The organism is Streptomyces sp. NRRL S-495 (assembly GCF_000966955.1).
Lineage (GTDB): Bacteria > Actinomycetota > Actinomycetes > Streptomycetales > Streptomycetaceae > Kitasatospora > Kitasatospora purpeofusca.
Genome location: NZ_JZWY01000717.1, coordinates 1 through 8847, shown reverse-complemented (window position 1 = coordinate 8847; position 8847 = coordinate 1). Strand labels below are relative to the sequence as shown.

Annotated in this window: 7 protein-coding genes; 2 read left to right on the top strand and 5 right to left on the bottom strand. The window is 73.9% G+C overall.

The window, feature by feature from the left end:
* Positions 1 to 4: 4 nt before the first annotated feature.
* Positions 5 to 1444 carry an adenylosuccinate lyase gene (purB, locus tag VR45_RS31705; protein WP_197698729.1) on the bottom strand — a complete coding sequence of 480 codons (1440 nt, stop codon included), beginning with the start codon at positions 1442 to 1444 and terminating at the stop codon, positions 5 to 7.
* A gap of 109 nt (positions 1445 to 1553) precedes the next feature.
* Here purB and VR45_RS31700 point away from each other — a divergent pair, with 109 nt between their 5' ends.
* Positions 1554 to 3815: an ATP-binding domain-containing protein gene (locus VR45_RS31700; RefSeq protein WP_078897014.1), complete on the top strand. Its 2262-nt coding sequence runs from the start codon at positions 1554 to 1556 to the stop codon at positions 3813 to 3815.
* 115 nt (positions 3816 to 3930) lie between these two features.
* Here VR45_RS31700 and VR45_RS31695 read toward each other — a convergent pair whose 3' ends face one another.
* The 3 genes from VR45_RS31695 to VR45_RS31685 all read right to left on the bottom strand — a co-directional run bounded on the left by VR45_RS31695 (position 3931) and on the right by VR45_RS31685 (position 5625).
* Positions 3931 to 4374, bottom strand: a complete 444-nt coding sequence (locus VR45_RS31695) for a MarR family transcriptional regulator (RefSeq protein WP_045943323.1) — start codon at positions 4372 to 4374, stop codon at positions 3931 to 3933.
* Between the two features lie 82 nt (positions 4375 to 4456).
* Positions 4457 to 4873, bottom strand: coding sequence for a DUF3037 domain-containing protein (locus VR45_RS31690; protein WP_045943322.1), 417 nt, complete (start codon positions 4871 to 4873; stop codon positions 4457 to 4459).
* Positions 4870 to 5625 (bottom strand): HipA family kinase, encoded by a 756-nt coding sequence (locus tag VR45_RS31685; protein ID WP_199926036.1) that lies wholly within the window; start codon positions 5623 to 5625, stop codon positions 4870 to 4872. Before VR45_RS31685 ends, VR45_RS31690 begins: the two co-directional genes overlap by 4 nt.
* A 363-nt stretch (positions 5626 to 5988) precedes the next feature.
* Between VR45_RS31685 and VR45_RS31680 the strand changes: the two genes are divergently transcribed.
* On the top strand, positions 5989 to 7365 hold the full coding sequence (locus VR45_RS31680) for an NAD(P)/FAD-dependent oxidoreductase (protein WP_045943320.1): 1377 nt from the start codon (positions 5989 to 5991) through the stop codon (positions 7363 to 7365).
* Between the two features lie 112 nt (positions 7366 to 7477).
* Here the strand turns inward: VR45_RS31680 and VR45_RS31675 are convergent, their stop codons facing one another.
* Positions 7478 to 8668, bottom strand: coding sequence for a GDSL-type esterase/lipase family protein (locus VR45_RS31675; RefSeq protein ID WP_234326357.1), 1191 nt, complete (start codon positions 8666 to 8668; stop codon positions 7478 to 7480).
* Positions 8669 to 8847: the final 179 nt, after the last annotated feature.

Sequence of the window (8847 nt, the reverse complement as noted above, 5' to 3'; positions counted from 1 at the left end):
ACCGTCAGAGGATGTCGCCCGGCGCGTACTTGGCGGCCTCCGGGTACGCGGCCGCGACGGCCTCGACCTGGCGGACGACCTCGGCGACCTGGGCACCGGCCGCACCGGTGAAGGACAGCCGGTCGGCCAGCAGCGCGTCCAGCCCGGCCCGGTCCAGCGGGATCCGGTCGTCGTTCGCCAGCCGGTCCAGCAGCTCGTTCTCCCGGGCCCCGGCCCGCATCGCGAGCGCGGAGGCGACGGCGTGCTCCTTGATGACCTCGTGCCCGGTCTCCCGGCCGACGCCCGCGCGCACCGCGCCCATCAGCACCTTGGTGGTGGCCAGGAACGGCAGGTAGCGGTCCAGCTCGGCCTCGACCACGGCCGGGAAGGCGCCGAACTCGTCGAGGACGGTCAGGAAGGTCTCCAGCAGGCCGTCGAAGGCGAAGAAGGCGTCCGGCAGCGCGACCCGGCGGACCACCGAGCAGGAGACGTCGCCCTCGTTCCACTGGTCGCCGGCCAGCTCGCCGGTCATCGACGCGTAGCCGCGCAGGATCACCGCGAGGCCGTTGACGCGCTCGCAGGAGCGGGTGTTCATCTTGTGCGGCATCGCGGAGGAGCCGACCTGGCCCTCCTTGAAGCCCTCGGTCACGAGCTCGTGGCCGGCCATCAGGCGGATGGTCTTGGCCAGGCTGGACGGCGCGGCGGCCAGCTGGACGAGGGCGGTCAGCACCTCGAAGTCCAGCGAGCGCGGGTAGACCTGGCCGACGCTGATCAGCACATTGTCGAAGCCGAGATGGCCGGCGACCCGGCGCTCCAGCTCGGCGAGCTTCTCGGTGTCGCCGCCGAGCAGGTCCAGCATGTCCTGGGCGGTGCCGACCGGGCCCTTGATCCCGCGCAGCGGGTAGCGAGCGATCAGCTCCTCCAGCCGGCGGAAGGCGACCAGTAGCTCGTCCGCGATCGACGCGAAGCGCTTGCCGAGGGTGGTGGCCTGCGCGGCCACGTTGTGCGAGCGGCCGGCCATGACCAGCTCGGCGTGCTCGGCGGAGAGCCGGCCCAGGCGGACCAGCACGGCGACCGTGCGGTCGCGCACGTGCTCCAGGGACTGCCGGATCTGCAGCTGCTCGACGTTCTCGGTCAGATCCCGGGAGGTCATGCCCTTGTGGATCTGCTCGTGGCCGGCGAGGTCGCTGAACTCCTCGATCCGGGCCTTCACGTCGTGCCGGGTGACCCGCTCACGGGCGGCGATGGAAGCGAGGTCGACCTGGTCGATCACCCGCTCGTAGTCGGCGACGGCGGTGGCGGGCACCTCGACGCCGAGGTCCTGCTGGGCCTTCAGGACGGCGAGCCACAGGTGGCGCTCGAGGACCACCTTGTGCTCGGGGGACCACAGCTGGGCCAGGGTCGCCGAGGCGTACCGGGAGGCCAGGACATTGGGGATCTGGGGCTTCGCGCTCACGCTTCGCAAGCCTAACAGCCGAGGTCAGCCTGAACGGCGCCGGATCGGGTAGGCTGGGGCAATTGAGCAACTTCCACAAGAGGCTCCACAAACTCCTCGCCGCAAGGATACCACACCCATGAATGGACTTCCAGCGGTCCCCACCTCCTCATCCGACCGCACGCTCGGCCGCACGCTCGACCGGGCTCCCGACCCGACCGCGGACCCGGACGGCCGCCTCGCCGAGGCGCTGCGCACCGAACAGGCCCGCCTCACCGACCTGTACGCCCAGCTCGACGCCGCCCGCACCCGCGCCCTCCGCACCCTCGTCACGCTCGGCCACGAGGCCGGCCCGGGCGGCACCCACCAGGCCCGGCTGGAGCGCGAGCTGCGCGCCGCCGAGGCCGTCCGACACGCCGCCCGACTGGACGCGGTCGAACGCGGGCTGTGCTTCGGGCGCCTCGACCACGGCGACGGCACCGTCCGCCGCATCGGCCGGATCGGCCTCGTCGACGACCGGGAAGGCGCCTACGAGCCACTGCTGATCGACTGGCGCGCGCCGGCCGCCCGCCCGTTCTACACCGCCACCCCGGTCGAGCCGGGCGGAGTGGTCCGGCGCCGCCACCTGCGCACCCGGGGCCGCACCCTGGTCGGACTCGACGACGAGGCTCTCGACCTGGAGCAGCTGGGCGAGCACGACCGGCGGACCCTGGTCGGCGAGGCCGCGTTGCTGGCCGCACTGGCCCGCGAGCGCACCGGCCGGATGCGCACCGCGGTCGCCACCCTCCAGGCCGAGCAGGACCGGGTGATCCGCGCCCCGCTGCCCGGCGCCCTGGTGGTCCAGGGCGGCCCCGGCACCGGGAAGACCGTCACCGCCCTGCACCGCGCCGCCTATCTGCTGTACACCCACCGCGCGGTGCTGGAGCGGCGCGGCATCCTGGTGGTCGGCCCCAACCCGGCGTTCCTGCGCTACATCGACCAGGTGCTGCCCGCGCTCGGCGAGACCGAGGTGGTGCTCCGCACGGTCGGCGAGCTCTTCCCAGGCGTCCGGGCGACCGTGCCGGACACCCCGGCCGCCGCCGTGGTCAAGGGCGGCGCGGGGATGGCGGAGGTGGTCCGGCGCGCGGTCGAGGCGCATCAGGCGCCGCCGGCGGGCGAGCAGAGGTTCAGCGAGCACCTGCGGCTGTCGCACCGGGTCTGCGCCGAGGCCCGGGACGCCGCCCGCGGCCTGCGCCTGCCGCACAACCGGGCGCGGGCGTTCTTCCTGCGCACGGTGCTCGACGCGCTGGCGGTGGAGCAGGCGCTCGCGCTCGGCCGCCCGTACGACGAGGAGGAGGCCCGGTACGCTCCGCGCGAGCTCTGGGAGCAGCCCGCGATCCGCGCCCGACTCGACGCCCTGTGGCCGGTCCTGACGCCCCATCAGGTGATCGACCGGTTGCTCTCCGACCCCGCCCTGCTGGCCGTCGCCGCTCCCGGCCTCACGCCCGCCGAGCGCGCGGCCGTCCTGCGCCCGGCCGGCTCGCCCTGGACCACCGGGGACGTCCCGCTGCTCGACGAGGCGGCGGAGCTCCTCGGCGAGGACGCCGGCTCGGCCCGGGCCCGCGCCCGGGCCGCCGGGCGGGCGCTGGACGAGGAGCTGGACTACGCCGAGGGCGTGCTCACCCTCGCCGGTCTGCGGGACGAGGCCACCGACGTCACCCTGGACGCCGACCTGCTCGCCGAGCGGTTCCGCGACACCGGACCGGACCGCACCACCGCAGAGCGCGCCGCCGAGGACCGCGAGTGGGCGTACGGGCACGTGGTGGTCGACGAGGCCCAGGAGCTGTCCGCGATGGACTGGCGCACCGTGCTGCGCCGGGTGCCGACCCACTCGCTGACGATCGTCGGCGACCTCGCCCAGACCGGTTCGCCGGCCGGGTCCCGGACGTCCTGGGCGGAGCTGCTGGACCGGGAGCTGCCCGGGCGCCGGCACGAGGTGCGGCTGACCGTCAACTACCGCACCCCGGCGGCGATCATGGCGCCGGCCGCCGAGGTGCTGCGCGCCCATTCCCCCGGCCAGGAACCGACCGAGGCCGTCCGCGAGACCGCCGAGCGCCCGCACACCGTCCCGGTGCCGGGCGGCGACTACGCCGCCGCGCTGGCCGCGCTGCCCACCGGCCCGGGCACGGTCGGGGTGATCGCACCGGACGACCGGGCCGCCGCCCTGGGTGCGCTGACCGTCCGGGACTGCAAGGGCCTGGAGTTCGACGCCGTCGTCCTGGTCGACCCGGCGGGCCTGCTCGCCCAGGGCTGGTCCGACCTCTACGTCGCGCTCACCCGGGCGACGGCGCGGCTCACCCTGCTCCACCACACGCCGCTGCCGGCCGTCCTCGCCGCGCTGGAGGGGGCGGCCACCGGCTGATCACCACCGGGCCACCCGGCGACGTCCCCGGCAAGGCCCCCAGCTCCGGCCGCGAACGGCAGAAAGCGGACGACAGAAGCAGACGGCAGTAGGCGCGCTCCGCCCCGGCCCGCGCCTACTGCCGGCCGCTGAGCACCGGGAGCACCTGGAGGCAGATCGAGTGCAGCGCGCTCCGCTGCTCGTCGTTGAGGGTCTCGAAGGACTGGTGGGTGCGGCTCATCTCCCCGCGGACCAGCGCCAGGATCTCCCGGCCCTGCTCGCTGATGACCACGATCTTGACCCGCCGGTCGCCCGCCGAGGCCTCCCGGCGGGCCAGGCCCAGGGCCTCCAGCCGGTCGACGATCCCGGTCACATTGGAGGCGTCGCAGCCGAGCCGCCCGGCCAGCGCGCGCATCGGCACCGGCTCCTGGACGGCGCCGAGCGCCTTGGCCTGCGAGGAGGAGAGACCGTGCCTGGCGGCGGCGGCCGCGAAGTCCTGGAAGTACGCGGCACCGACGGCGGCCAGCGCCTCCATCAGCTCGGCGTTGGTCGGTACGGTCGTGGTCGCTGTCGAACCCATGAGGTCAGCCTACGACCGACTGCTTCAGTAACTCAAGCTTTGATCACGGCAAAGATCCGGCAGTCAACCGGGACCCGGGCCCTCAGAGCACCAGCTGGTCGAACAGCCGGCGCAGCTCGGTCTCCGGGTCCGAGGTCAGCCCGGTGTGCACCGGCCCCGGCTGCACCACCGCGCTGCGCGGCGCGGTCAGCCAGCGGAACCGCTGCCCCGGGTTGTCCGACGCCGCCGGACCGGCCTGCGGTCCGCCCTCGCAGACCGCTTCGATCCCCTGCAGCGCCCGCCGCACCCCGGACACGTCGGCCACCGGGTCCAGCGCCAGCAGCCGCGCCTGGTCCAGATGGGTCCGGGCGGCCAGGTGGGCGCTCTGCCGGCAGTACAGCAGCACGCCCACGTTGACGCACTCACCGCGCTCCACCCGGGGCACCGCCCGGATCACCGCGTACTCGTAGTCGTGCAGCTCGGCGACGGCCGGCAGGGCCGACCGGATCGGCTCGGTCATGCGGACACCTCCGGCAGCCAGTCGCGCGGACCGGCCAGTCGCTCGGTCAACTGGGTGCGGTACGCCGCGCGCACCGCCTCGGGCGAGTCGAAGCCGGGCTCGTCCACCAGCCAGACGTCCGGGATCCGCGCCACCGCCTCCTCGATCGCCATCTCGGCCAGCGGCGCGAGCGCCTTGTCGGCGGCGAGCAGGTCCGGCTCGGCGCGCAGCAGCGCGTGGTCGGAGGCGTCGTACGGCCGGCGGATCCAGGCGGCGGCACCGGCCCAGTGGTGGTGGAAGATCAGGCTCGCGCCGTGGTCGATGAGCCGCAGTCCACCGGTGGCGACCAGCAGATTGGGGTTGCGCCAGGAGCGGTCGACGTTGCCGATGAGGGCGTCGAACCAGAGCACCTGCCCGGCCAGCCCGGCGTCCACGTCGAAGCAGAGCGGGTCGAAGTTGAGCGCGCCGCTGACGAAGGCCATGCCCAGGTTGAGCCCGCCGCTGGCGCGCATCTGGTCCTGGATCTGCGGGTCGGGCTCGCTGCGGGCCAGCACCGGGTCCAGGTCGACGGTCACCAGCTCGGGCACCGGCAGTCCGAGCCGCCGGCCGAGTTCCCCGGCCAGCACCTCCGCCACCAGCGCCTTGCGGCCCTGCGCCGCGCCGACCCATTTCAGCGCGTACAGCCGCCTGTCGTCGGCCTCGACCAGGCCCGGCATCGAGCCGCCTTCTCGCAGTGGCGTCACATAACGGACCGCCGTCACCTCGGGGAGCACGGCCGACAGCCTATCGGGCATATGCACGGGGCGGGTGTCGCCCGGCCCACTCGCCCGGTCCTCTTGCCCGGCCCACTTGCCCGGCCCGCTCCCCCGGCCCGCTCGCCCGGCCCACTCCCCCGCCCGGGTCGCCCCGGTGGCAGCCCCCGCCGCTCCGTGCGAACGTGGCGGACAGTAGCCGGGGAACGCTACGGCCACGACCCGCAACCGGCCACGACCCGCATCGGCCATGACCCGCACCACCGCACTCGCACCGCCGCGTCCGCGCCGCCACCACCGCGCCCACCGAGGGCCGCGCCGTGGCGGAACGGCCCCCGGCGCCACGACCCGCGGCGGAACGACCTGCACTGTGAGGGACGCACGATGGAACGAGCCCGGATCCTGATCGTGGGCGGCGGCTTCGCCGGACTGGAGTGCGCGCGCCGGCTGGAGCGCAAGCTCTCCCCGGCGGAGGCGGAGATCTCCCTGGTCACCCCGTTCAGCTACCAGCTCTACCTGCCGCTGCTGCCGCACGTGGCGGCCGGTGTGCTCACACCGCAGTCGGTGGCCGTCTCGCTGCGGCGCTCGCTGCGCCGCACCCACATCGTCCCCGGCGGCGCGATCGGGGTGGACCCGGCCGCCAAGGTCTGCGTGGTGCGCAAGATCACCGACGAGGTGGTGGCACAGAAGTACGACTACCTGGTGCTGGCCCCCGGCAGCGTCACCCGCACCTTCGACATCCCCGGTCTGACCGACTACGCGCGCGGCATGAAGACCCTCGCCGAGGCGGCGTACGTCCGTGACCATGTGATCGCCCAGCTGGACCTCGCCTCGGCCACCCCGGACCAGCGGGAGCGCGAGTCCCGGCTCCAGTTCGTGGTGGTCGGCGGCGGCTACGCCGGGACCGAGACCGCCGCCTGCCTCCAGCGCCTCACCACGGCCGCCGCCCACCGCTACCCGCGGCTGGACGCCCGGCGGATCAAGTGGCACCGGCAGATCAAGTGGCACCTCATCGACATCGCCCCCAAGCTGATGCCCGAGCTCGGCGACGCCCTCGGCACCGCCGCCCTGGAGGTGCTGCGCGAGCGCGGCATCGAGGTCTCGCTGGGCGTGTCGGTGGCCGAGGTCGGCGCCGAGTCGGTGAAGTTCACCGACGGCCGGGTGCTCCCCTGCCGGACCCTGATCTGGACGGCCGGCGTCGCCGCGAGCCCGCTGATCGCCACCCTGGACGCGGAGACGGTGCGCGGGCGGATCGCGGTGACGGCGGAGATGCGGGTGCCCCCGTTCGAGGGCGTGTTCGCGCTCGGCGATGCCGCCGCCGTCCCCGACCTCGCCAAGGGCGACGGCGCGATGTGCCCGCCGACCGCCCAGCACTCGGCCCGCCAGGGCCGGACGGTGGCCAACAATGTGATCGCCGCGCTCCGCAACCAGCCCCTGGAGCCCTACTACCACAAGGACTTGGGCTTGGTGGTGGACCTCGGTGGCAAGGACGCCGTCTCCAAGCCGCTCGGGGTGGAGCTGCGCGGCGTGCCGGCGCAGCTGGTGGCGCGCGGTTACCACCTGATGGCGATGCGCACCAATGCCGCCAAGTTCCGGGTCGGCGCGAACTGGCTGCTCAACGCGACCGCCGGCGACGACTTCGTGCGCACCGGGTTCCTCGCCCGCCAGCCCGCCCGGCTCCGTGACTTCGAGTACACCGACGCCTATCTGACGAGGGACCAGGTCAAGGAGCACACCCAGGCACTGCTCGCCAAGGGCTGACCGGAACCACGGGAACGGGACGACCTCGCCCTGCCCCGCCGAACCGACGACGCACGTCGCCCTGTCCCCCGCCGCACAGGCGGGGAACAGGGCGACGTCCCGTTCCCGTCGGCTACTTCGCCGTCAGATACATCCCACTGGCGTCCTGTCCGGCGGTGTTGCGGCACCCCCAGTCGCCGCTGGTCCGCCCGTACAGCAGGGTCAGGCAGCGCCCGAGCGCCTGCTGCGCGTAGTAGTTGGGGTGCAGCGACTCCTGCAGGGTGCCCTGCGAGGCGTTGAGCCCGCCGTCCAGGAACCGCGCCCACTCGCTGGTGGTCGCGGACGGTGCGCTGGTGGAACTGGCCTGGCGGGTCGCCTTGGAGCAGACCTCGCGGCCCTGGAGCATGTCGCTCAGGTCCAGGAACTGCACGCCCTTGGCCTGGGCCACCCCGGCGAGCGCCCGGGAGATCTGCGGCACCAGCGAGTCGCGCGCCCAGTCCGCGTCACCGTTCCAGAGCGGACAGCCGCCGGTGTCCGAGCGGCTCCAGCCGCTCTCGGGGTAGCGGATCTCGGCGGCGCGCGGGATCGGCGAGGGGTAGGACTGCAGCACGATCCGGTAGTCCCCGGCCGCGTACCCGGCGCCCGCCATCACGGCGCGGATCTCGTCGAGCGCCTTGCCGACGCCGGCCATCGCGGCCGGCATCCGGCCGTCGACCGCGTCCTGCTGGTCGTCGTTGCAGTAGGAGTACCAGACGAGGTAGTCCTGCACGCAGGTCGAGATCACGTCGCCGAAGCCGAGGTCGTTGCCGCCGATCGACAGGGTGACCAGCTTGACGTTGTTCTGCCGGGCCACGGTGGCGAGCTGGTCGGCCTGCGGGGCCTCGCCCTTGAACGACTGCCCGCCGTTGGCGGCGCGGAAGACGTTGGCGGCGACGGCGCCCGAGCAGGCCAGGTTGATCTGGGTCTGGGCCACGGTCGGCGCGCTGCGCACCTCGGCCACGTCCGAGCGGTCGCACCCGCTCGTGTAGGTGGCGCCGTAGATCCGGCTCGGGTCGTAGCCGCTGCCGGTCCAGGCCCGGTCGGTGCCGGCCCGGTTGCCGCCGCCGGTGACGGAGTTGCCCTTCCAGCGGCCGGCCTCCCCGGAGATGTAGCTGTCGCCGAGGCTGACGCTGGCGGTCGGGCCGCTCGGGGTGGCGGCCCGGGCCGGGGCGGCGGTTCCCGCCACCAGTCCGGTGGCGGCGAGCGGCAGGGCGAGCGCGGCGGCGAGCAGCCGTCCGCGCCACCGGGCGGTGGTGCGGGAAATGCTCGAACGGTTTTCGGGCACGACGGAACTCCAACGATCGGTCTCGCCCGCAGGTGGGGGCGGGGAGACACGGGGTGAGGGTAGGCCGCCGGCCGGTGGCGCGATGAACATGACACGCCCACGCTTGTTACCGCTAGGTATCTGCAGTGAATTTCTCGGCCTGTTACCAATCGGTATTGATCGACTCGGATCATTTCTGG

Bases quoted from the DNA above. Each gene is read 5' to 3' on its own strand.
- VR45_RS31700 (WP_078897014.1), top strand. From the start codon at position 1,554: ATGAATGGACTTCCAGCGGTCCCCACCTCCTCATCCGACCGCACGCTC.
- VR45_RS31695 (WP_045943323.1), bottom strand. From the start codon at position 4,374: ATGGGTTCGACAGCGACCACGACCGTACCGACCAACGCCGAGCTGATG.
- VR45_RS31690 (WP_045943322.1), bottom strand. From the start codon at position 4,873: ATGACCGAGCCGATCCGGTCGGCCCTGCCGGCCGTCGCCGAGCTGCAC.
- VR45_RS31680 (WP_045943320.1), top strand. From the start codon at position 5,989: ATGGAACGAGCCCGGATCCTGATCGTGGGCGGCGGCTTCGCCGGACTG.